The following is a 24,771-nucleotide window of genomic DNA, read 5'->3' as shown; positions in this document are numbered from 1 at the left end:
AAAGCTAAAAGCTGACCGCTGAATTTTGTTCCAGGCTTGACGTTTAATGTTTGACGTTAGCTTGTGATCAGATCTTCCATCCCGTTGTCCCGACTAATGTCTATTATCTATCGTCGATTGTCCAAAGTTTCATGTTTAAGGTTGGAATCCGTTTACTCAATGTTGATCGCTCAATTCTCGGCTCTCTTTTTTCAGGACAGGACATTTTGCATTAAAAGCTGATGACTGAAAGCTAAAAGCTACATCCCTCCGAACAGGAGCACAACCATCTCACATCTCAATTCTCAAATCTCAACACTGATAGCTGACCGCTGAAAGCTCCCGGCTGTTTGCGCATTCGGGAAAAAAAATACGCGTCTTATTTTTCCGTATCTCGGAACCAGGCGACCGGGTGCTGCTGGTAATTTTGCCAGCGGATTATAAATTGAGATATATATGATGAAGAAGTTGATGATGGCGTTGCTTTTTGCAGGTAACGCTTTTTTGTTACATGCGCAGCATGCAGCCATTCATGGCAAAGTAACCACCGCAGACGGACAGCCGGTATCGCAGATCAGCATTGTGCTCAAGGATACCAGGTGGGGAACAATTTCGGGCGGGGACGGTTCTTACCAGATAAAAAATATTAAGCCCGGGGAATACACGCTGGAGCTTTCTTTTACCGGTGATATCCGGGAAAGCAAAGCGGTTTCTTTAAGCCCCGGCACCAATTTGGAGCTCGATTTCAGTATTCAGGAAACCTCTAAACAACTGAGCGAAGTGATCGTGGAGACCAGCAAGATCATGAACAGGGCAAGCGTTTACTCTAATAAAATGCCGCTGGCAAATCTTGAGAATGCCCAGGTGGTTACCGCCATTCCGGATGTGATCCTGAGGAAACAGATTGCCATGAGCCTGGAAGATGCGATGAAGAACGCAACCGGCATCTCGAAGATATGGGATGCCACGAACCGGCCGGACGGCGGCTCCATTTTTGTAAGCCGTGGCTTTCAGACCACTACCAAGGCCCGGAATGGATTGCCCAACATCGTTAACACCAATGTTGAAATGGCCAACCTGGACCGGATCGAAGTGCTGAAAGGACCATCGGGTACTTTGTTTGGCAGCATTGTGAACTCTTATGGTGGACTGATCAACCGGATCACGAAGCGACCGTATTTCTATAATGGTGGTTATGTAGATCTTGCCTACGGGTCGTATAATTTTATGCGGGCTTCGGCGGATGCAAATGTGGTGCTGAAGAAAGATAAGATGGCCTTTCGCATGAATGTGGCAGGGCAGAACCAGGACAGCTGGCAGGATGCGGGTTTCCAGCAGAGCTACATCATTGCCCCGTCATTCATTTACCGGCCCAACGACCGCTTTACCCTGAACGCCGATGCGGAGATCGCCGGCTCCAAAGGAAACAGCAATGGCGGCAATTTCATGTTCATCCTGCCACCCAGCACCATCAACGGGGCATTGGCCGGCATGTTGACCCAGGCGAAGGTTCCGGAGGAAAACATCAACGCCATTATGGCCCAGGCGCCTCGAACGCTGAAGGAAGCATACGGCACCGACCGGATCGACGAGCTGAAGCTGGATTATAACCGCTCGTTTATCGCCAATGATGTATATTCCAAAACCAATACCAACTCTTTTTTTGCGGATGCCAGCTACCGGATGTCCGGTCACTGGACCTCCCAGACCGCTATTACCTACAGCCTGAGCCACAACAACGGGTATGCGGCTTTCCAGTACCTGCTGCCCAACTACCTGGGCCATTTCCTGAACGCTTTTTTAACCACCGGTACACCGGATTTCGGCACACCGGGTACGGATAGTATTGCCCGCATGGTTTGGAAGCCGGTAGGAAGCACCAAAACTTTCGATGTGCAGCAGAATTTTGTCTCGGATTACCAGTTCGGGAAGGTGCGCAACCGGGCGGTTGTGGGGGTGGACTACCTGTCGTACCGTTCCGATGTAACCTATTACTACTTTTATGGAATGCTGCATAACGTGGTGCCCTATCCTTATCTTTTTGACGTAGTGGACGCCAACGGCCACTCCGCCGCCAACCTGGTTTATAACAGACCCAACCTGGATGCCGCCTACCAGGACCGCGGCAATATAGAAACCAGTTCCTACAACCAGCACTCGGATGTTTTCAGCGGCTATATCAACAATATCACCAATGTTACCGATTACCTGATCCTGTCTGCCGGATTGCGCGTCGATCATTTTAACAATAAGCTGGAGAATGCTCCTGGAACGGACGTAAAGCCATCCCAAACAAAACTGTCTCCAAAATTCGGACTGATCTTTATGCCGGTTAGAGACCAGCTGTCTTTCTTTGCAAATTATCAGAATGGGTTTACCAACCAGTTCGGACAAACCAAGGACCATGTAGCCTTTGAGCCGGAAGAGGCCAATCAAAAAGAGATCGGCGTCAAATATGCGCTGTTTAGAAATAAGCTTACCGGAAATATCAGTTATTATGACATCCTGGTAAAAAATGTGATCCGGCAGGATCCTGTTAATACCGGCTTCAGCATACAGGATGGAGAGCAGCACAGCAAGGGCGTAGAGATCGAAGTGCTGGCCAATCCTTATAAAGGCTGGACGCTGCTCTTTGGCTATGGCTATAACGACAGCAAGATGCAAAAAGCAGATGCCGACGTGAACGGGCTGCGCCCCGTACCTGCCGGTCCTTACAATACATTAAACTTCTGGACCAATTATACATTTACCAAAACTGCACTGGATGGACTGGGTGTTGGCTTCAGCCTGAATCATTCCAGCGAATCCAATGCCGTTAACAGCAATTATGACGGCCGGCTGATCCTTCCGGCGGCAACTATATTGGGTGCGCACCTTACCTACGATCGTAAACATTACCGCGTAGGGCTGAAGGTGAACAACCTCAGTAACGAAAAATACTGGAAGGGCTGGACCAATTTTATTCCCCAGATGCCCCGGCAGCTGATCGGGTCCATCGCCTATAAATTTTAGTCGCGGCAGCCACTGTTCCTTCTGTAAACGATTATTTTTTGACAACGCATCATGACGGTAAAAAAAAGCAAAAAACTGAAATGGGCCGCTCATCAAAAGCGGTGGTTTGGTAAATGGCATCTTTACCTGGGGATCATCGCCGGTGCCTTGCTTTGTGTGGTTGGCCTTACGGGAAGCATCCTGGTCTTTGGAGATGAGATCGACCAGGCGCTGAATAAGGACCTGTTTTTTGCGATGGAAAAACAAAAGCGGTATTCCATTGAGGAGATCGCCACACTGGTGCCCCAAAAGTATCCGGGGAAAAAAGTGGATTATGTGTACCTGCCCAAAGAAGGTAATCCCAATATCAGCTATGTATGCTATGACTTTGCAACCGAAGAACAGTTCTTTATCAATCCCTATACGGCAACACTTACCGGCAAACGCCTGCATCACAGTTCCTTCATCGGCTTTGTAACGGAGCTGCATACGAACCTCCTGATGCCGGGGCCGGGGCAGTATATTGTCGGCATCGCCACGCTGTGCCTGCTCATTCTTACGGTCAGCGGGTTGCGTTTATGGGTGCCCCAGCAATATAAAAAATGGAAACAATGGCGATCCGTACTTACGGTAAATTTCAGATCGGGATTTAAACGGCAGAATTATGACTGGCACAATGTACTGGGGGTGTACAGTGCGCCGGTGGTCATTATGCTGTCCCTGACAGGATTTGCGCTTACTTTTGGTCCGGTCTTTATTGCATTCCTGTTCATGCTCACCGGCAGGTCGCCGCAATCCGTACAACAGATCTTCGGACAAAAATCGGAATGGGTCCGGGGTGGGCAGCAACTGTCTCCGGCGGATGCGGCGCTTGTTGCAAAAAGGCAATTCCCCAATGCCGTCATCAGGGGCATTGCCTATCCGGCAGATTCAACGGCGGCCTATCGTTTTGACATGCGTTCTGATGGCGTTTCAAAAGAGGGCAACCGGATCATGCTCAGCATTGATCAATACAACGGAAAGGTGCTGCTGAACAGCGAAACGGATTTCCCCAATATTGGCAACAGCTATCTGACGTGGATCGTTCCGTTGCACCTGGGCACTTTTGGAGGGCTGCCTACCAAGATCCTTGCCTGTGTTGGAGGGCTGGTGCCTTTGTTGCTGTTCATTACGGGGCTCATTGTATGGTGGCCACGCTTTAAAAAACGCCAGGGCAGGCAAAGCGCCATTCCGCCACGTCCTTCGAAGGATGAAAAGGTCTTGCAGGCCATCCGCGCTTTATCTTCCGGAAAATATTTTTCTTTTCATTTTAAACGAGGGCTCCGGTATGGGCTGCTGGTATTGGGTTGTACTTTTCTTGCGGGGTTGCTTTACGGACTTATCTCCGGCATTGTGATGCAGCCGGCGCTGTTTGCCGTTTTGTACACCGGCATTATCATTCTGGTAAATTTCATGATCGCAGTGCTGGTGCTGGTGGCCGGAAGCGTACTGCTGCTGTTGAGAAAAAGGGTAAAAGGGCTGCTGAAATATTTTTCACTGTCGCTGGCCCTGTTGCTGGTCTTTCTGCCCTTTATCGCGGCGATCGCATTGCTTTCTAAGAACCTTTTTTAAAGCGGGTGTTATTTAAGATTTAAAGTTTGAGGTTTGTTCGCAGCCTGGGATACATTTCTCAATTCCGTGATACTGAAATCTGAAAGTTCAACTCTCAACTCTGATCCCTGAAAACCTACGGCCGGCAATGCTTATTGTTCTCTCCGGCTTTCTACAGTGTAAACAAAAGAGTCTGCCTTATAATACCCGAGGTTGTACTCAATAGGGCGCTCTCCCTGGTCATATACAAATCTTTTCCGGAAAAGTACGGGGTCGCCCTGGGGTACTTCCAGTTTTTCGGCGATGAACTTGGAGGCTGCTTTGGCGCTGATCTCCTCTTTCGAAAGATTGGCTACGATGTGATGGTTTTTTTCCAGCATTTCGTAAAGGGGCGTATTGAAATCCTCTTCACCGGTAAGTCCTGTTCTGGGATGAAAAAAAGATACAAAATAGACAAACGGAGCTTCCGGACGCCCGCGCAACCGCTCGAGCTTCAGGACCTTTTTATCCGGCGTGATCTGGAAAAAATTTGCAATAGCTTCTTCGGGATGTACCCAGCTCACATGCAGCTCATAATTCTTGATGGGGATGCCCCGGGTCTGCATTTCCTGGGAAAAGCTCAGCCAGTTATTGGACTTGGAACTTACGGCTGTGCCGGCAACACGGGTGCCGATCCCTTTTTTGCGTATCAGCAGGCCGTCATATACCAGCTTGTTCAGGGCCTGCCGTAGAGTGGTACGCGAAATGGCAAGCTGCTTTGCCAGGTCCACTTCGTTGGGCAGCAACTTTCCATTGGCAAACTGCGGATCCTTGATCAGGTTCCGGAGCAGCTGTTCCGCCTGCACATGAAGCGGGATATGATTTTTGTGATCCAGGGAAAGCTTCATCATTGTTTATTCTTGCAAACACAAAATAGTACTGTTTCAATATTTTCTACACAAGTATGACATGTATACATACATTTCATACTGCGACCGGCGTAAGATAATAAAAAATCGAAACAATCAATTGATTTCCCGGTTCTTTTAATCATTTCCCCGTCTTTTTGTTTGTTCTTTCAGGCCGTCTTTTCACCGGCACCGGAACAAATTATGGGTAACATGTGTTTATGTATGCACAATTTGTGAGCTGTGCCTGCGCCGCTTTTCCTGTGATGACGAATGGGACTGCAGTGTTATTTGGATGGCAGGGTTTTCATGAACCGGTGATACTCTTTTTCTTCCCGGTTCATTTTATCGTACCAGTTCTTTTTCAGGATCAAAGTGGTAATGCCGAGGACCAGCACCGTGCTCAGCAGCGGCAGTTGCTGTTGCAGCACTATATACATGGGAATGAGGGTCAGGCAGCACTGCCATACAATGCCCACGGCCACATTTGCCATATCGCGGCCAAATGCTGTATTTGCTTTAAGACCCGGATAGCGGCTGCGGGCTTTTTCAGCTACGGGTTTCCAGAACCCCCAGGGACGGACTTTTACATAGAAATCGATTAGTGTTTCCATATCCGTGGGTTTGGAAGTAAGGGTGCCGGCAATACAGCCGGCGAGCGACAGCACCAGCAATACCGGAAAATAATAAAGCGGCAGGGTATCCGGAAAAATTTCGGGAATGATCATTGATGCCGCAATGCCGGTCAGCATTCCCCAGAAAAAGCCGTTACCATTGAACCGCCACCAATACCACTTAAGCGCATTGGCGGCAATATAGCCTCCGTATAAAGCCGATACGATCCACTGCAGCACCGAATTGATATTATGGATATAGATGCCGATAACCGTGCTGAAAACAACTACAGCAACAGCAATAATATAACTGGCACGGATCTGGACCTTTGCAGATGCCCCGGGGTTTATGTATTTTAAGTACACATCGTTGATCAGGTAGGCGGGGGCAGCGTTGATCGTGGAAGCGAATGTAGACATAAAGGCCGACAGCAGGGCGGCCAGCAGCAATCCCGTAAGCCCCATGCCCAGGAACTGGTGGATGGCCCTTGGCAATATGGTTTCAAAATCGATCCCCGCGCCCAGCATCCGGAAATCGTCGCTGAAGAATACAACGGCCAGCACCGTAAAACCCATGATCATCAGGTATCGGGGAATGAGCAGGAAAACCGATACCGAGCCGCTCATCAGGGCCGCTTCCCGCGGACTTTTGCAGGCCAGTATCTTTTGCATATCATAGTTGGGCGCAGGGCCGGCCATACTAAAAAAGACGCCTTTGAATAACATCATCATCACGAAAATGGTAAAAAGCCCGTACTGGTCTTCCTGTATTTTATGGGTAATGGAAGGCAGCAGCGCGCTCCAGTCCAGGTCCAGCCTCCAGCCAAAGAAGGGTGTATCCCAGCCTGCAGGTGTGTGGGCGGCCAGCAGCTCCGGGCTTACCCGGCTGATCGCTGTTACCGCGATCACAATGCCCGCCGTGGTCTTGATAACAAACTGGATCAGGTCGGCCCATACAATGCCCTTCATACCGCCAAGCATTCCGTAAAAAGTAGCAATACCGGTAAAGAAAATGCCATAGATATGAGCGGCATATTGCGGGTTCACAGAAAACGGGATCAGGGGCGCTACAGCATCCCAGGGAAGGAAGACCTCGATAAACTTTCCAATGCCCACGAAGCCATAACTGAGAAATCCCACAACGCCGATGATGGCGTAAAGAACAACAATGGTATGCGACAGGCCGGCGCCCTTTCCGTATCCGAACCGGGTGCGGATCCATTCTGCACCTGTGCGCACGTTGGAGCGGCGCAGCCATACGGAAAGGTAGATCATCATAAAGATCTGGTTGAACACCGGCCACAACCAGGGGATCCAGAGGCTCTTCAGCCCATAAGTAAAGGCAAGGGATACGAGCCACATGGTTCCGGAAATATCAAACATCCCGGATGAATTGGAAAGGCCCAGCAGATAAAAAGGAAGAGTCTTGCCGCCCAGCAGATAGGCGTCCATATTTTTCGCCGCCTTTTTTTTGAGCACAAGCCCGATAACGATCATGGCGACCAGGTATATGGCAATGATGAGTGCATCGATCCATTCAAGCTTCATGTAACGGTTTTTATCCTTTATATCGTCAGATGAGCAAATATCGGCTTCCTGTCTTTATGGGAGACCATTTTTCTTTATAGCCGGTGCACACGGCACACAATGGCCGGTACTGTGCAGGTTATGGCATCCGGTATGGAATCTATTCCGTGTATGGAAATTGCAGTTTGTTTTTACGCATATAGTTCCAGGAAAGCGTTGTTCTTATCGATCAGCTCGTTGATCTGTCGCACCGATTCTGCCGAGCGGAGGCCATCGCCGGGTGTATGCAGGCAATGGTCCAGTAGCTGCTCTATTGTGGCTACCGCCACATGGATCCTTGTGTCGCTGGACGCATAGTATATATAGACCGTGCCATCCTCATCGGGGATCCATCCATTTGAGAACAACACATTGGAAACATCTCCGATGCGCTCCTCATTTTCGGGAGCCAGCAAATATCCCGCAGGCTCGGCAATGAGCCTGGAGGGATCTTCCAGTGCTGTCAGGTATATATACAACACGTACCGCAGGCCGGCAGCACAGTTGCGGACTCCATGTGCCAAATGGAGCCATCCTTCTGCCGTTTTAATGGGAGGGGGGCCTTCGCCGTTCTTCAGTTCTTTAATAGTATGGTATTGTCTGCAGTTGATGATCTTCTCCGACCGGATTACCGGGTGACAAATATCTTCGATCAGCGCCCACCCGATGCCTTCTCCTTTTCCTGCGAGGATAAAATTGTCTTGCGGCCGGGTATAAAATGCATACCGGCCGGTTACAAATTCCGGGTGCAGCACCACATTGCGCTGCTGGCCGCCGGCCTGGATATTGGGCAGCCGCTCCCAGTTTTGAAAATCTTTTGTACGTACGATACCGGAGCTGGCCATGGCCAGCGCAAGATCGCCCGGGGCGGCATCAGGATGATGTTGCTCGCTGCAAAAAATACCATAGATCCAGCCGTCCTCGTGCGCCGTAAGCCGGATATCGTAGATATTCGTTTCGGAAGGGGCGCCGTCCGGAATGACCACCGGCCGTGGCCAGAAGCGGAACCGGTCAATGCCGTTGGGGCTTTCTGCAATTGCAAAAAAAGATTTTCGGTCAATTCCTTCCACGCGTACCATCAGCAGGTAACGCCCTTTCCATTTGATCGCGCCGGCGTTCAACGTGGAGTTGATGCCGATCCGTTCCATACAAAGCGGGTTGGTACGCGGATCCAGGTCATAACGCCAGGAAACGGGTATATGTTGTTTGGTAACTACCGGGTTCCTGTATCTGCGCACTATCCCGTTGCCGGTCTCCCGCGGCTCATTCGCCCTGGTGATCAGCTGTTCCTGTTCGCGGATGAGTATTTTCCACTGTTGCTGAAAATGTATGCCCGTCGTATTCCTCATGAAAATGCTTGCTCTTTCAAATGATGCAAAAAGGTTAAAGATTGTCAGGGTACAAAGGCATACGGGTTACCCTGTGGAACGCGGTGCCGCTCAGTGTGGTTATTTCCATTTCAAATACGATTTCTTTTGTTGCCGGGTCTATTTCTACAACACGTCCTCCGGGCCCGATGGAGGTTGGTACGCCCATGCCGGGGCAAAATAAGACATGCTTTGTCTGTGGCAAGAACTGCACTCCGGAAAGTGCCTGTGAAAATCCCGCAGCATCTCTTTCCCTGCCGTAGGACCAAACCTGCTGCACGGTCCGCTTTTTAATATCGATCTTATATTCTACCACCCGGCTGTAATTAGCAGCGCCGGAACCGAAATTGGGCACCCAGTTGCGGTTATAACCATTGTCAAACACCAGGATGTGGTCATCCGATATAACAACGGGCGTGTGGGGTCCCCAGGGCCAGTCGAAACCTGCTGTGTGTGCATCCCCGTTAATGATGGCCGGGTCCGTTACAGGGACCCCGTCTTCATCAACCGGATCTAACAGGTATGGCTGAAAGGCAGTTCCCCAGTATTTATGGGGGGAGATGATCCAGCGGAGATTGCCGGTGTGGGTAAAACGAAAAATGCCCTGGTAACGCGCGGTAGCCAGCAGATCACTTCCAATTTCATTGATCGAATTATTATGTGCCCAGTTTGTGGGATTCTGGGAGTATTGCGGGGGCGTGATCCCATCAGGCTTCACATAACGGGCTGTATCAAGCAGGGCGGAAAGATCCCATTCTTTAACTACGGTACCGGATGCCGGGTCCAGTTCGATGATATGGTCATTGATGCGTGGCTGACCGTTTCTTAAGCGTGCGGCGGGCTTGGTAACGGTGATCAGAAAATTTCCGTTAGCCGCTTCTTTGATTTCGTGATGAAAGGTATAACCGGGTTTCTGCAGATCCCATTGGTGCAGCAGGTTTCCGAACATATCGATCTCCACGATCCTTGACTGCGACTGGTCCCCGGCGATGAAGGTTCCCTTTTTTGTGCGCTTTAAGCCGATGGATGCGGAAAGCTTTTGCAGGTCGGGCGATGATTTAAAAAGCAATAACCATCGCAATTCCCCTTCGTTATCGACCATATAGGGCAGCGATACATCTGCTTCCGACATTCCGGGGTAGTTAATCATATTGACCCCGGGCTCCATTTTTCCCGGCTGGCTTTTTATCAGTTTCCATTTGGGAAAATCCTGTACTGCAAGCGGCGCTGTGCGGATGTGGATCGTTGTGCTGCCGCGCTCCCTGCCGTCCCGGTCGGTAAAAGCGAGATCTACTATATTGTCATGGCCGGCATACAGGCCAAAAACGGGCACGCTCTGACGTGGCTTATCCTCGTAACACAAGTGTGTGATGGTGCCCGCTTCCCCGTTTTTACCATGCACAGTTACCTTTACCCGGCCATAAGTAGGCAGCCATACATTTACCAGGGCGGCGAGTGGGTTGTAGCCCGACGGGTTGAGTCTTATATCCTCTACGATATAATCGAGATTGGTGCCTTTGGCGGGTATCTCCAGTTCGGAGCCATCGCTAAAGATGATCCCGATACGCCAGCGTTCCGGCTTGGGTACAATTTTAGTAATATCCTGCATGGGGATCTGCAACGCTCCCTGTTCAAAGTTAAAAATATACCCGTCGTCATTCGTGGAAACATCCAACAGCAGGTCTCCTTTATCTGCCCTGACGCTTAAGGATTGTTTTGACGGCATATCCGGAAGAGCATCGTCCCGGCGTGTGCAGGAAAATATCAATATCACCAGACCTAAAAGCAGACCGGGCAATGCGCTATCCCTCTTAAAATGACAAGGCTGGGGTATCGGCATATCGGATATTATTTACTGTTGTTTTTAGGCTGCCGGATGTCTTGCAGCACCCGGCGGTCATCAAATGATCTTTCTGTTTGGGAAATAAAAACGAAACAAATTGCCGGGCTAAGATCATAAAAGGCCTGCTGCCGGAAATACGCGCTGCCGGTAGGTTGCAACAGACAGCGCGCTTATCTTCCGTTATACAGCACTGCTTATCTATTGCCACAGTGGATGCTGTTGTATTGCGGTATTCGTATTTATTTCCGATTCCGGAATGGGCAGATAGTAATGCCTGGGCTGAAAATTAGTAGCGCCCTGCTTTTGATTGGTTACAAAGATCTGCTTCATTTCAGCAGGGGTGTACCAGCGTTTCAGGTCAAAGAAACGATGCCCTTCAAAGAAGAACTCCAGCTCATTTTGTTTGATGATCTCCTTCATCAGTTCATCAGCGCTGCCCCAGGTTTTGTCCGACAGTCCGGCCCGGTCGCGAATGCGCTTTAAGCTGGAGGCAGCCCCTGCCAGATTCCCGTTTTTGGCGCAGGCTTCTGCATGTAACAACAATACTTCTGCAAAACGGATTACGCGCAGGTTATTGTTGTTATTAGCAGCATTATACATGCTGTTAGCGCCTTCTTCGTTCTTATAAAAGTTGGTATATTTCTTCAATAAGAAACGCCCGGGTTTGCTACTTATTTCAGGATAGACCAGTCCTGTGTTTACCGACATTTTTGCCTGGGCTTCATGCCAAAGCCAGTCGAAATTATGATTGCCAAACCATGTCTCATCGGCAAGACCGGTTTCGTAATCGGAATACTTCCAGAAAAAACTGGTGTACATCCGCTTGTCAAAACGGGTGTCGGAACCGGCGGGACGCTCTTCACTAACAAAATCGCGCACAATGGATATACCGGGCACTAATTTAAACCAGGCGCCGGTGCCGGCCGGTCCGCAAAAATTAGGCAATGCAAAACCCAACTGGCAGGAGGCGCAATCATTACCCCATATTCCGCCGGAGCCCAAAAAGCCATCATAGGACAATTCAAATACCGACTCTTTGTTGAACTCGGTGGTTTCTTTAAAATTGTCTTCAAAATGCTCCATTAAATCATAATTGTAAGGAGCAGTGAGCAGCGCCTTTAACTCGGTCTCGGCCTCGGGGTACTGTTTGGTATATACCAATGCCTTGCCCAAATAAGCAATGGCCGCGCCCTTGGTAACCCGGCCCACCTCGCTGCCCGGTCTGCTCACAGGCAGGTTGTCCCTGGCTACCTTAAAATCGGCAATCACCTGCTTCCATACATCCGCTTCCGGTGAGGAAGGCTTGTTGCCCCCATCCGGATCATCGCCCGCGGGCAACAGCCGTAGTGGTACATCGCCAAAATTGGCGGACAGCAAAAAATAGTACATGCCCCGTAAAAAGCTTACCTCACCGATCAGTTGCTTCTTTTTAGTTTCATCCATTTTTACCCGGTCAATATTTTTCATAAATACATTGGCCCTGTTGATTCCTTTGTATAGGTCTCCAAAATTGCTTCCGGCAGTACCGGCAGCATTAAGGAAATTAACATAGTCCCAGGTAAAGGGCTCTTCACCGATCAGGAACCACATATCATCTGCCCGGTTCATGGTCTGATAGCCCGAATAGGCTCCGTAATAGCCATCCATTTGATTGCGGATGGGTGAATAAATGGTAGGAATGGCAGCTACCGCATCGGACTCGATTTGCCAGTAGGTTTCTTCTACCGGAAGATTGGGGTTGATCTTGTTTAGAAAATCTTTGCTACAGCTGCCCAGTAACAGCAGCACTGCCGCTGTTGCCGTATATATTTTTATCGAACGTTTCATTATTGACATTTTTAAAAGAAATAAGATTTGTTACAAAAGGCCGTTCAGTATTAAAAATTGGCCTGGATGCCCAGCATAATGGTACGTGCCAGCGGAAAACGGCCATAATCGGTACCAGCTGAAAACACGCCGGTATAATCGCCGTTTTCGCCATTGCTTTGCCCCAGGTCAGGCGTATAACCTTTGTATTTGGTTGCGGTAAAGAGGTTGTCTGCCGCCAGGAAAATGCGGCCGTTCTTCAATGCAGCCTTGCTTAACCACTGTTCGGGCAGGGCGTAGCCCAGTTCAACCGTTTTTAAGCGAAAGAATGCGCCGCTCTCTATCCAGCGATCGCTTACCCGGCGTTTATTGTCGTTAGGGTCCTCCCGGGTATAGCGGGGAATATCAGTATTGGTATTCGTGGGCGTCCAGGATTCCAGCAGGCGTGCCGAATGATTGTTTACTTCGTTGGTCTGCTCCATGCGCGCGCGGGTATAATTATATATTTTATTGCCGTACATGCCGTCAAAGAAAAAGGCAACATCCACTCCTTTGTAATCCAGACCGCCTCTGATGCCATAAGCCAGTTTGGGGAAAGGGCTTCCCACGTACTGGCGGTCGTCATTATTAATTTGCCCATCGCCGTTATCGTCCACAAATTTAATATCGCCGCCCCTGGCCTTGGGCTGTATCACATTGCCGTTAGCATCCTTATAAGCCTGTGCTTCGGCGTCTGATTGAAACAGGCCATCGGTTTTAATGACCCAGAAACCACCGATCGGGTAGCCTACTTTCGCCCAGCTAACAACGCCCTCTCCCCGTGGATTAAAGCCCTCAAACTGCTGCACACTGCCCACGGTTACGGCACTTACTTCGTTTTTGACCGCAGAGGCGTTCAGGCCAATCGTATAGTTCAACGCTCCGACAGCATTTCTGTAAGTGGCTAAAAACTCGAAGCCTTTATTGCTGATGGTTCCGGCATTCATAACCGGCGAGCCTGTAAGTCCTGTAGAAGGGGGCTGGTTGATATTTAACAGCACACCCCTGGTTTCCCGTACATAATAGTCGGCACTGATATTGAGTTTATTCTTCAAAAAGGCCAGATCCAATCCTATATTACTGGTAACCGTTTCTTCCCAGGTCAGGTCCGGGCGGGAAACCCAGTTGATACCGGTAATGGATCCCGGCCACAGCTTGCCGCCCTGTATGTAATTGATGCCGTAGGTAGTGATGTTTTGCGTGGTGTAATTGGCTATTTCCTGGTTACCCAACCGGCCGTAGCTGGCGCGCACTTTCAATTCATTTATCGTGTTTTTTGCCGCTTCGAAGAAGCGCTCGTTCATCGCATTCCAGCCAAAGGCGATAGACGGAAATACGCCGTAGCGATGTCCTTCTTCAAACCTGGAAGATCCGTCGCGGCGCAACGATGCCGTTAGCAGGTAACGGCTGTCGTAGCTGTATACCAGGCGGCCAAACTGAGATATGAGCGCTGCTTCCTGCAGGCTTCCGGATGTAGATTGATCGGGTAATGCCCCGGCATTTATAGCATCTGTTCCTAAAGGAAGATCCTTCCGGCTGGCTCCAAAACCACGACTCGTATTTTCCTGTGCCGAATAACCTGCTAAAACATGAATGGTGTGCTTGTCAATCGTGCGGTCGTAATGCAGGGTATTTTCAACCAGCCACTGATTATTGAAAAAAGCATTTTCGTTGAGGTAGGATTGTTGATTAGCTGTGCCATAGGTATAGGCCAGGCCCCGGTCGTAGTTCCTCCCGGTGGTCCGGTTGATACCCGCATTGAGCCTATATTTTAACCCTTTTACAAACAGATCCGCTTCGGCATAGCCATTCAGCATAAGATCTGTTTGATATACGTGCTTGTTGTGCAGGTTTAAAAAACCGACAGGATTTTCTAAATTTTTCATCCATGGTGCATAGGTGGCATAGCCCCCCACCATAGCGGGATCATAGATCGGAAGTAATGCATTCTGGCGCAGTACATCAGTGATGGTCAAATCAGAATATTTCCGGTCGCCCGATTTAATTAAGAAGGTATTGCCCACCCGGAAATGATCGTTGAAAAAGCTGAAGGTATTTTTGGTACGCACTGTAAATGCCTTATAGCCGGTGGTTCTTAAAATACCCTTCTGATCCATATACCCGGCAGAAACGTTGTAGGTAGCTCGCTCTCCACCTCCGGATACATCTAAATTCACTTTACTGACGGGAGCGGTGTGAAATACTTCGTCCTGCCAGTTGGTATTGGCAGTAAAGCTTTCTGCCTGTGCCGGTAATAAACCGTTTTCTTTTTCAATGGCCTTCCATTGCAGACCGCTCATCAGGTCCATTTTTTTAGGAAGGCTTTGCACGCCCGTAAACGCATTGAAGCCAATAACAGGAGGGGCGTTTTTACGTCCTCCTTTAGTGGTAACGATCACCACGCCATTGGCTGCCCGCGAGCCATAGATGGCGGCAGCAGATGCATCTTTCAGCACCTCCAGGGAAGCGATATCATTGGGGTCAACTAAATTAATATCTCCAAATACCCCGTCGATAACATAAAGCGGGGAGTTGCTGCGCAAAGAGCCCAGGCCACGGATATTGATGCTTAAGCCCGCGCCCGGTGTACCCCCGGAGTTAGAAACGGATACACCCGCTATGCGACCCTGTAAAGCGCCGGCAGCGCTTTTGGCCAGGTTGGATTGCAAGTCTTTACCGGTTACCGAAGCTACGGCGCCTGTAAGATCCTTTTTCTTGATCGTACCATACCCGATCACCACCACTTCATCCATCTGGCTGCTTTCGCTCATGGATATATTGATGGCATTATTTCCCGTGACGGTGGCTTCCGAGGTTTGCATGCCGGCATAGGTGAATTCCAGCGTTTGTCCTTTTGCGGCGTCTAAGACAAAGTTTCCTTCCAGGTCGGTGACCGTGGCGTTGCTTGTTCCTTTTACGGTTACGGTGGCACCGGAAAGGGGATTGTTATTTTTATCCCGTACTGTTCCTTTGACCTGTAATACTTGTTGTGCCCATGTAAAATGGCTAATGGCTCCTAAAAGCAGTATGAGTAGAATTTTTTTCATACATATGGCTTGTTTNGTAAAAAAATGAGGCCGTAAAACTAACTGAAACAATAGCAGGGGCATTTCACAATCGTATCAACTTCATTGAACAATCCGTCCTTTTTATTTCTTGTTTTTGAAGGACGGTCTGCCGGTGTGCGGCCGCTTTAAAATGGGCATAATGCGGAGGGAACAATAAAGAAGGATGTGCAAAATGAGCCGGTGCATGCCATGCACGCATGCGATACTACGGAATATTTTTCCGGAACGGGGACGCATTTATTGAACGATCTGCTCATTTGGATTGAAGAATTTGCTCATGGGGTGATTGTTCATAAAGGGAGGGGGCACAAAAGAAGGGATATCCGGCGATCAGAACCGTGGCGCTCCCTGGTTCTTTGTGTTGCGTGAAATAGTGCTGCAGGATCGCTGAAACACGGAATTTTTTTTAGGCCTGTTTTGAAATGGCGACAGCATCGCGGTCGTGATATAAAAGGATCTGTATTTCTGCGCGTCCGCGGCAAACATAGGAAATACAGCTCTTTAGCTGCCGGGTGTCTCTGCGGTCTTATGGTAATAGGAATGTGCTGCCGCTCCTTTTCGTCGTTGCGTGAAACAAAGTCTTAGAAACTGTTTAAAAACGATCCGGGAGCATCCGTATAATCATTAAAAGGTACCAGCTTTTTATCATCTCTACTTGGGGTTTCGCTGTAGCCGTCATCTATAGAAAGCGGGGTTCAACGATCATTTTAGCAAAAGAGGCATGGCCTCGGAGATCCGGCAAGAACGGGTTTCAACCCCGTTCACACGTCCCAAAGAGCAACAGAGCGCCATGGCCCGGGGCATAATGATCCGTGCCGATGGCACTTATAGGGAGCATCAAAATGTTGTTTTTAAACAGCTTCTTGGAATGCACAGAGGTGTTTAGCTATAGTGCCGTCACGCATCAGACGATAACCTGTTGCTTTTTAAAATTGTTCCGGAACTCGGCAGGAGTAACTCCTTTTGCCTTTTTGAATACGCGGTAAAAATAGGAGATGCTGTTAAAGCCGCATTGATCGGCCACATCCTGTATGGAAGCTGTGCCCTTAAGTTTGCGCATTGCCACATTGATGCGGAAGTCGAGCTGGTAGTCGGTGAAGTTCATCCCTGTCTGTGATTGCAGGAAGCGGGAGAACGTGGAACGGCTCATGTTCAGGAGGGCCGCAGCATCGGCGAGGCGGATCAGGTCGGTGATATGCTGGCTCACATGATCCTGCAGCCGGTTAAGCAGCTCTGCGCCTCTGCTGATCTCGGGAGGAGCACCGCTCGAAAGTTCCCGGCAGTCTTCGCTTTTCGACAGTTCATATAAAAGGATCAGCAGCCGCATCACCGAATAGAACCCGTCATTTTCCATAGTAATGATCTGCAAAAGCGGTTGTACCCGGTCGATGGTTGTGGCTCCGAAACACAGGCCTTTTGTTGCCCGCTCAAAGAGCCGCTGTATGCTCCGGAACTGGTTCTTGTTCAGGTATTGCTCCAGAAGCTGTGGATGGAACTGGATGGTGATTTCATGGATGTTCGTAAATACACGCCCCCCGTCTTTCCAGGCGTGCTTGAGCTCGGGGTTGGTGATCAGCACCAGGTCTTTTTCGCTGATCGTTTCCACCGAGTCGCCGATAATGCGTTGTGCACCTGCTGCACCATCTACAAAATTGAGCTCAAATTCGGGGTGCACATGAACGGGGAAGGTAAAGCTTGACTTGCGCCGGTCAAATACAACGAAGCAATCTTTTTCTGACAATGGGGATTTTTCTCGGTAAATCTCTGGTACAACCATTTCAATATATTTACATCAATTACCTTATGCCCAAATGTAATGATTTTAAACTTCGTGTTCAATTTTCGTTGTTTTCTAACTGATAGCTATTTGTTTATAAGATCTACCTGAACTTTAAAAAACGAGTAGCCTCACTGATACCCGGGATTAAAAAATGAATGGCTCCGGGCAGGCTCTTCGTTAGGACCGGTGCCCGCAACGGGTTGTTCGAAGTGATAATTTAAAGCGTTGGTTGTTCCTACCGTAAGATCGATGGTAGTTCCGGTAATTTTTGCCGCTTTATCTGAACAAAGAAATACGGCCGTGTCGGCAATGTCCTGCATCAGCGGCAGCTCTTTAAGCATGGTATCCCGCCGCATATTGCCCAGGACCTGCTCCGACAAGGCTGCATTCATAGCTGCAAAGTCGCGGAAGACCTTTGAATCGGGAGAACCGGCGGAGCGGATATTGACCACGCGGACCCCATAAGCACCGAGTTCCGAGGCCAGGTTCTTTGAAAAACTTTCAACAGCGCAGCAGGCGGGCCCAAAACCGCCGGTCAGCGGATACCCAATGCCTCCGGGTGTGGCGGTCAACGAAAGAATAGTGCCCGGGCCTTCTTGCCTCATGATCCGCGCAGCAGCGGTTGCTGTGATAAAATGCGAGCGCATTGCCCTGCTGATGGGTTTCAGGAAATCCTCCAGCCGCATATCCGTCAGCGGAATGTCCTGTGTGTCTTCCAGCCCGATGAGGTTGAAGGAGATATTCACCGGGCCGCTTGCTTCCTTCATACGGAGCAGATGATCTGCTACGGATGATTGATCCAACGCATCCACTACGGCCATGCTGGCATTGCCGCCCATACTTTTTATTGATTCCATTACTTTGCGTATCGGCTCCTGCCTGTGGCCGGTAACAAATACATGGGCGCCTTCTTTGGCAAATGCCCGGGCGATGACACCGCCCAGAGAGCCACCGGCGCCATAGATGACTGCATTTTTATTTTGTAACAACATCGGCTTCTTTTTATTTGAATGATGAAGTACAAATTTAAATGAGCCGGTATTGCTGCAGGCCTGATGGATCAGACAATCTAAGGGGGATTTTGCGACATTCAGATCAGTGTGCATGCCCTTCCGTATTGGTCATTTTTGCCAGTATGAAGAAGGCGCCCTTGGTGACTACTTTAGCATCACCGGGCACGGTTGCCAGCAGGGTGATCTGCGTATATCCAACGTCCGAAACACCCCGCGCTATGGGGATCAGGGTAAAATGGGTGGTTCCCGGTGGCTCCAGCTGTGCTCCGTCGGCTGCCACAATGAAGATATAGTCCTTTCCCTGGTAGTTCACAATAGCAGCATCAGGAACGGCCGGTGCCGTCCGGGTGTTGAGGCTGATATTGGCGGTAACCCCCATACCATCGATCAGGCCTGTTTTATCGCCGGTAACCGAAGCGTGTACGGGTACGGACTTGGTATCGCCTTCAAACGCGGTGCCAATGGAAAATACCGAAGCGTCGTATTCCTTCCCGGGGTTGTTGGTCAGCGTAAAATGGATGACCTGTCCCACGCTGATCAGGGGCAGGTCTTTTTCGTAGATATTGAGGTCGAGGTGTATGCGGGAATTATTCACCACCTCGGCAATAGGTGCGCCTGCCGTTGTATTGCTCCCGATCTGTAGCATTACCTTACTTACCGTACCATTGATGGGTGACCGTACAGGCAGCGAAGCGGAGAAAGAGCGGCTGCCGCCCAGGGCGCTGAGCTGCTGTTCGATGCCGGTGCGCTGGCTACGCAGGGTTTGCAGCTCGGTTGTAGCGCGCTGATAGTTTTTCAAGGGAGCGGCATTGCCTTTATAGAGCTCCTGCTGACGCGTTACTTCCAGTTCTGCAAGCCGGATCTGTGCATGGAGCTGCTGCAATTGCTGCTGCAGCGGGATCAGCTCGGTGTTGACGATCGTAGCCAGTACCTGGCCCCGTTTTACAGGAGCTCCCGGCCGCACATGGAGCGTACGGATGATGCCGCCGGACAAAGGCGTAACAAATGCCTTGTTTTCGTTGGGTACCGTAAGCATGCCCATGGCTTTTACCGTGCTGGACAGTTCCTTGTTTTCTATAGGCCCCAGCTGCATGCCGATGGATCGCATCTGTTCGGCCGTCATGGAAACATCCTCTGGGGCATGGGCCTCAGCAGTTTCCTCTTCTCCGGCGGACGCTGATTGTTGATCACCGGTGCAGGAATAGAGCATGCATAAGATAAACAGGGCCGGCAGGATATTCATTGATTTAAACATTGCTTGGAATTATAGATTGATAAAATATAAATATTGGATAAGGGCCTGGTTGTACCGGTTCAATGCATCCAGGTAGTTTTTTTTCAGGTCGGTTGCCTGGTTCAGGTATTGGGTCAGTTCTGTAAAGCTGATCTCGCCGCCCTTATAACCGGTGACTGCGGCGCTTATGATCTGGTCCGAACTGTTCAGGCCATTTTCTTCATAGTACCGCAGCAGCGCATCCGATTGTATGGTTTCTGTAAGCGCCTGCTGTTTTTGTGCCTCCAGCTTTTGAGCCTGCCATTTCAGGTTTTTTTGCTGCACTTCCATTTCGGCCTGCGCGGCCCGGACCTTGTTTTTGTTGGCGCCGGCATTAAACAGGGGGATGCCTACTGAAACGGAAAAGCCTGAGTAGGGGTTCCTGATCCCGTACAGGGCCTGCGAAAAAAAGCGCCCGGACAATTCGGGTTTTACGGCATTCTTCTGAACGCGGATATCTGAGGCAGCAATGTTGACATTCTGTTGCTGAAGGGCCAGCAGGGGATGGGCCTCCGGGTTTTCAACGGCAGGAAGCACCAGTTTTTGCAAGCGCCCGTCTACGGGCAGGAGCAACCGTTCTGTATTCAGCAGCAGCATCAGTTGTTGCTGCTGCAGGCGCATTTCCTGCTGCACTTCCCGGGTCTGTGCCTGCAACTCTTTAAACCGCAGGTCTGCTGCGATCTTTTCAATGCCGGCGGCTTCACCTTTCTGGTACCGCAGGGTAGCGGTTTGCAACAATGACCGGTAGCTGCTGTCTAACTGCCGGTATTGTTTATGCCGGTCCTGAAGATACCAGAGCTGGTAATAGGCCTTTCTTACATCTTTTTTTAATTGTGCTTCAATGGCCTTGGCATTCACTTCATAATACCGGGCCTGTTCTTTAAAGTACTGCTGCCTCGCTTTATATATACCGGGCCATTCTACGTCTTGGCTTACGCCGATCTTTAAAACACCGGTGCGATTACCGGGTTTCAGATCTTCATTTTCTGCGAAGATGCCGGTATTGGCCAGTGCCGTTGCTGTTTTTGTAAGGGCATTGGCTTTTTTCAGCGTAGCTTTATTTACGGCATACTCAAGATTGGCCCCGGCGGCGCTGAGCGCTTCGTCAATAGTGATGCGCTGGGCTGCAACGGGAACTGCACCCAGGCAGAAGAGGCCAAAACAAAAAAAGCAGGGATATTGGATCCAATTCATTGTCTTAATTTTCAGGGTTAACAGAAAGAAGATGATCACCAGGTGCTCCGCTGTTCCTTGTTTCTTTTCCGTTGAACAACAGATACAGGCAGGGAAGCACGATCAATGTGAGCAGCGTGGCTGAGATCAGTCCCCCGATCACAACAGTGGCCAGCGGGCGCTGCACTTCTGCTCCGGCACCCTGGCTCAATGCCATGGGCAGAAAACCCAGTGAGGCTACGGCTGCGGTCATCAACACCGGTCGGAGCCGGGTGAGGGCGCCCTTTAGCACCCGGCGGTAAATATTTTGCTCACCATCCGTTTTGAGCTGGTTAAATGTGCCTACCAGTACGATCCCGTTCAGGACCGCTACGCCAAACAATGCAATAAAACCCACGCCGGCGGAGATGCTGAAGGGCATGCCGCGTAGCAGCAGGGCGCAGATGCCGCCGATGGCACTCAAAGGGATGGCCGTAAAGATGAGCAGGGCCTGTTTTACGGAATGGAATGTAAAATACAGCAGCGCAAATATGAGCAGCAGCGCTGCGGGAACTGCTATCTGCAAACGGGCGGATGCTTCTTTCAGGTTCTGGAACGTACCTCCAAACGTGGTGTAATACCCGGCCGGGAGCCGGAACCGGGGTTGCTGTAACAGTTCCTGGATCTCTTCGACCACGGTTTCCACATCGCGGTTGCGCACATTGAACCCGATCACGATCCGGCGCCTGGCGTCTTCCCTCGTGATCTGCGCCGGGCCTTCTTTGAAGTTTACAGCAGCCAGCTCCGAAAGCGGCACCTGATGGCCCGACGCAGCGGGAATGAACAGGGAGGATACACTTTCCAGCGAGTTCCGATAAGCACTGTCCACACGTACCACGAGGTCAAATTTCCGTTCGTTCTCAAAGATTACGCCCGCGGAACTGCCGGCAAAGGCCGTGGTCACCACTTTGTTGATGGCTGCAATATTCAGCCCGTAACTGGCAATGCGGGCGCGGTCGTATTCGATGGTGATCTGCGGCAGCCCGGCGATCCGCTCGATCTGGGGAGAAGAGACGCCGTTTATTTTACTGATGGCCCCTGCTATTTTTTGCGCCTGTTCCAGCAGGGTATCCAGGTTCTCTCCAAAGATCTTCACGGCTACATCCTGCTTGATGCCCGTCATCAGTTCATTAAAGCGCATCTGTATGGGCTGGCTGGGCTCTGCGATCACCCCGGGTAATGTTTCCAGTTTCTCCTTCATCAGCTCCGCCATTTTTGTATGATCCTTTGTGGTCTTCCATTCACTCTTGTCTTTCATTACCACGATCAGGTCGGAGGCGTTCATGGGCATGGGGTCGGTGGCTACATCTGCCGAGCCGGTTTTACCGACCACCATTTTTACTTCGGGTATCGTGCGCAGGATCTTTTCCGCCTGGAAAGCGGTCTCGATGGTCTGTGCCAGCGAGGTGCCCTGCGGCAGCCCGAACTCAATAGCATAATCGCCTTCTTCCAGGCTGGGAATGAATTCGCCCCCCATGCGTGTAAACAAAAAGGCCCCGGTGGCAAACAACCCCAACGCAATGGCCACTATGCTTTTCTTCATCCTGAGCGCCCGGTTCAGGATGGGGCGGTAGAGCTGCTGCAGCCGTCGCATCATGCGGTCCGGGAAGGTTGTTTTATGCGTTGGTTTTTTTGACAGGAATAGGGCACACATCATGGGAATATAGGTGAGCGAAAGCACCAGCGCGCCCAGTATGGCAAAGCTTACCGTTTGCGCCATCGGCCGGAACATCTTGCCTTCAATGCCTACCAGGGTAAGGATGGGCAGGTACACAATAAGGATAATGACCTCGCCAAAAGCAGCGCTGCTTCTGATCTTGGAAGCTGCCTGGTACACTTCGGTGTCCATCTGCTGCGTGGTTAGCTGCTGCAGCCGCTTTTTGCCGTAAAGATGATGCAGGGTGGCTTCCACAATGATCACGGCCCCGTCTACGATCAGCCCGAAATCAATAGCGCCCAGGCTCATAAGGTTGGCGCTTACGCCAAACAGGTTCATCATGCCCAGTGCAAACAGGAGAGAGAGCGGAATGGCGGAAGCCACAATGAGCCCGGCGCGCAGGTTGCCCAGGAACAGCAGTAATACGAAGACTACGATCAATGCACCTTCGATCAGGTTCTTTTCTACGGTGCCGATGGCCCGCTGCACCAGGGCGCTGCGGTCGAGGAATGGTTCCACCACTACATCTGCCGGAAGCGATTTCTGTATCGAGATCATACGCTCCTTTACGCGTTTTACGACTTCATTGCTGTTGGCTCCCTTCAACATCAGCACGATGCCGCCCACTACTTCTTTTTCACCGTTATAGGTAAGCGCTCCGTACCGCGGCGGCGAGCCGAAGCCCACCGTAGCTACATCCCGGATCAGCACCGGTATGCCGTTAGAAGCGGTTTTGACCACCATCTGCTCGATGTCCCTGAAGTCCCGGGCCATGCCAATGCCTCTGATGAAATAAGCGTTGGGCTTTTTGTCGATGTATGCCCCACCGGTATTCTGGTTGTTGTTTTCCAGTGCTGCGACCACCTCCGGTATGGTCACATTCATGGCCTGCAGCCGGTCCGGATTGAGGCTTACTTCGTATTGTTTGGTAATGCCTCCAAAACCGCTGATCTCCGCCACTCCTTCAATGCCGGCCAGCTGCCGCGCCACGATCCAGTCCTGGAGGGTACGCAGGTCCATGGGCGAGTATTGATGTTCACTGCCTTTTTTTGGATGGAGGACATACTGATAGATCTCGCCCAGGCCGGTAGTTACGGGGGCGATAGCCGGGTTTCCCATGCCTTCGGGGATCTGCTTCTCGGCATCTTTCAGTTTTTCTCCAATGAGCTGCCTTGCGAAATAGACATCTACATTGTCTTTGAATACAATGGTGATGACGCTCAATCCGAAGCGGGAAAACGAACGCATTTCCACTACGTCGGGGAGATTGGCCATGACACGCTCAATGGGACTGGTTACGAATTGCTCTACTTCCTGGGCGGCCAGCGTGGGCGATTGGGTAATGATCTGTACCTGGTTATTGGTAATATCCGGCAGCGCATCGATGGGCAGCCTGCCGGCGCTCCATACGCCCCAGATGATCAGGGCCAGCGTCAGCGCGACAATGACCCGTTTGTTTTTTATACTGAATCGAATGATGTTATTTAACACTGTTGTAGTTTTTTTTAGGATATAGAATGATGGCGGACCGTTCTGTCTGCGGCCGGCAGACTATAGATCCTGCGCCACTATAGGACATAGCGGGCACTTAAAAGAGAAGATCCTTCAAAAATCAACAATGTTTTTTGGGAGGCTGCCAGATGGTGGAATGAAAACCGATGCGGTACTTGTCAGAATGAAATGAACTGAGGCGGGGGGTCCACAGAAGCGGCCGGCCCTGCGTGAGGACGGGCACCGGCGCGGCGGCAACAACAGTGCAGCAGCAGCTGCAAAGGCAAAGCGGTGTGCAGTGCTCCGTGTTATGATCATGGCCGCCGGTCGTTTGAAGGGTGGCTATCGCAAGATCCTCACGAACTGCATCCCTGTCGTCTGAACAGGGAATGGCTGTAAGCGATAACAGGTAGCATCCAAAAAGGAACAGGAACCACTTCATACCCGGCAAAACTAACCCATCAGTCATTGCCGGACAAATAATCCGTGATGTTTTAATGTAACCACAGTGCAGAATTGGTTCTCATACCCGGGACCCGGGATCCCAGAACGGGACATAGAAATCTGATATCAAGTCGTGTCGGGATCCCGTTTT

The 24,771-nt window shown here is 50.5% G+C and carries 14 protein-coding genes; 2 read left to right on the top strand and 12 right to left on the bottom strand.

The genetic code is table 11. The features are described 5' to 3' along the window. Positions 1-435 precede the first annotated feature (435 nt). Together B160_RS0112725 and B160_RS0112720 are read left to right on the top strand one after the other, a co-directional pair. Positions 436-2,991, top strand: coding sequence for a TonB-dependent receptor (locus tag B160_RS0112725; RefSeq protein ID WP_018628304.1), 2,556 nt, complete (start codon positions 436-438; stop codon positions 2,989-2,991). 51 nt (positions 2,992-3,042) lie between these two features. Beyond that, positions 3,043-4,581 carry a PepSY-associated TM helix domain-containing protein gene (locus B160_RS0112720; RefSeq protein WP_018628303.1) on the top strand — a complete coding sequence of 513 codons (1,539 nt, stop codon included), beginning with the start codon at positions 3,043-3,045 and terminating at the stop codon, positions 4,579-4,581. A gap of 131 nt (positions 4,582-4,712) precedes the next feature. Here B160_RS0112720 and B160_RS0112715 read toward each other — a convergent pair whose 3' ends face one another. From B160_RS0112715 to B160_RS31655, 12 genes are all read right to left on the bottom strand, one after another. Further along, on the bottom strand, positions 4,713-5,450 hold the full coding sequence (locus B160_RS0112715; protein ID WP_018628302.1) for a GntR family transcriptional regulator: 738 nt from the start codon (positions 5,448-5,450) through the stop codon (positions 4,713-4,715). 284 nt (positions 5,451-5,734) lie between these two features. Continuing rightward, positions 5,735-7,609: a sodium:solute symporter family protein gene (locus tag B160_RS0112710; RefSeq protein ID WP_018628301.1), complete on the bottom strand. Its 1,875-nt coding sequence runs from the start codon at positions 7,607-7,609 to the stop codon at positions 5,735-5,737. A 170-nt stretch (positions 7,610-7,779) separates the two neighbouring features. Then, positions 7,780-8,976, bottom strand: coding sequence for a glycoside hydrolase family 130 protein (locus tag B160_RS0112705; protein ID WP_018628300.1), 1,197 nt, complete (start codon positions 8,974-8,976; stop codon positions 7,780-7,782). Positions 8,977-9,010: 34 nt separating this feature from the next. Continuing rightward, positions 9,011-10,720, bottom strand: coding sequence for an aryl-sulfate sulfotransferase (locus B160_RS0112700; protein ID WP_157558043.1), 1,710 nt, complete (start codon positions 10,718-10,720; stop codon positions 9,011-9,013). A gap of 315 nt (positions 10,721-11,035) precedes the next feature. Next, positions 11,036-12,664, bottom strand: coding sequence for a RagB/SusD family nutrient uptake outer membrane protein (locus B160_RS0112690; protein ID WP_018628297.1), 1,629 nt, complete (start codon positions 12,662-12,664; stop codon positions 11,036-11,038). A gap of 50 nt (positions 12,665-12,714) precedes the next feature. Next, a complete protein-coding gene (locus B160_RS0112685) occupies positions 12,715-15,729 on the bottom strand; it encodes a SusC/RagA family TonB-linked outer membrane protein (protein WP_018628296.1) in 3,015 nt (1,004 codons plus the stop codon). Between the two features lie 925 nt (positions 15,730-16,654). After that, positions 16,655-17,491: an AraC family transcriptional regulator gene (locus B160_RS0112675; protein WP_245562201.1), complete on the bottom strand. Its 837-nt coding sequence runs from the start codon at positions 17,489-17,491 to the stop codon at positions 16,655-16,657. Positions 17,492-17,658: 167 nt separating this feature from the next. Further along, a complete protein-coding gene (locus B160_RS29010) occupies positions 17,659-18,522 on the bottom strand; it encodes an SDR family NAD(P)-dependent oxidoreductase (RefSeq protein ID WP_157558039.1) in 864 nt (287 codons plus the stop codon). 103 nt (positions 18,523-18,625) lie between these two features. Further along, on the bottom strand, positions 18,626-19,798 hold the full coding sequence (locus tag B160_RS0112665; protein WP_026309731.1) for an efflux RND transporter periplasmic adaptor subunit: 1,173 nt from the start codon (positions 19,796-19,798) through the stop codon (positions 18,626-18,628). Between the two features lie 9 nt (positions 19,799-19,807). After that, a complete protein-coding gene (locus B160_RS31130; protein ID WP_018628291.1) occupies positions 19,808-21,010 on the bottom strand; it encodes a TolC family protein in 1,203 nt (400 codons plus the stop codon). A gap of 4 nt (positions 21,011-21,014) precedes the next feature. Then, positions 21,015-24,176, bottom strand: coding sequence for an efflux RND transporter permease subunit (locus B160_RS0112655; protein WP_018628290.1), 3,162 nt, complete (start codon positions 24,174-24,176; stop codon positions 21,015-21,017). A gap of 121 nt (positions 24,177-24,297) precedes the next feature. After that, positions 24,298-24,645 (bottom strand): DUF6660 family protein, encoded by a 348-nt coding sequence (locus tag B160_RS31655; protein WP_157558038.1) that lies wholly within the window; start codon positions 24,643-24,645, stop codon positions 24,298-24,300. Positions 24,646-24,771: the final 126 nt, after the last annotated feature.

The organism is Niabella aurantiaca DSM 17617, assembly GCF_000374125.1.
Classification (GTDB): domain Bacteria; phylum Bacteroidota; class Bacteroidia; order Chitinophagales; family Chitinophagaceae; genus Niabella; species Niabella aurantiaca.
This window is presented reverse-complemented; position numbering and strand designations above follow the sequence as displayed.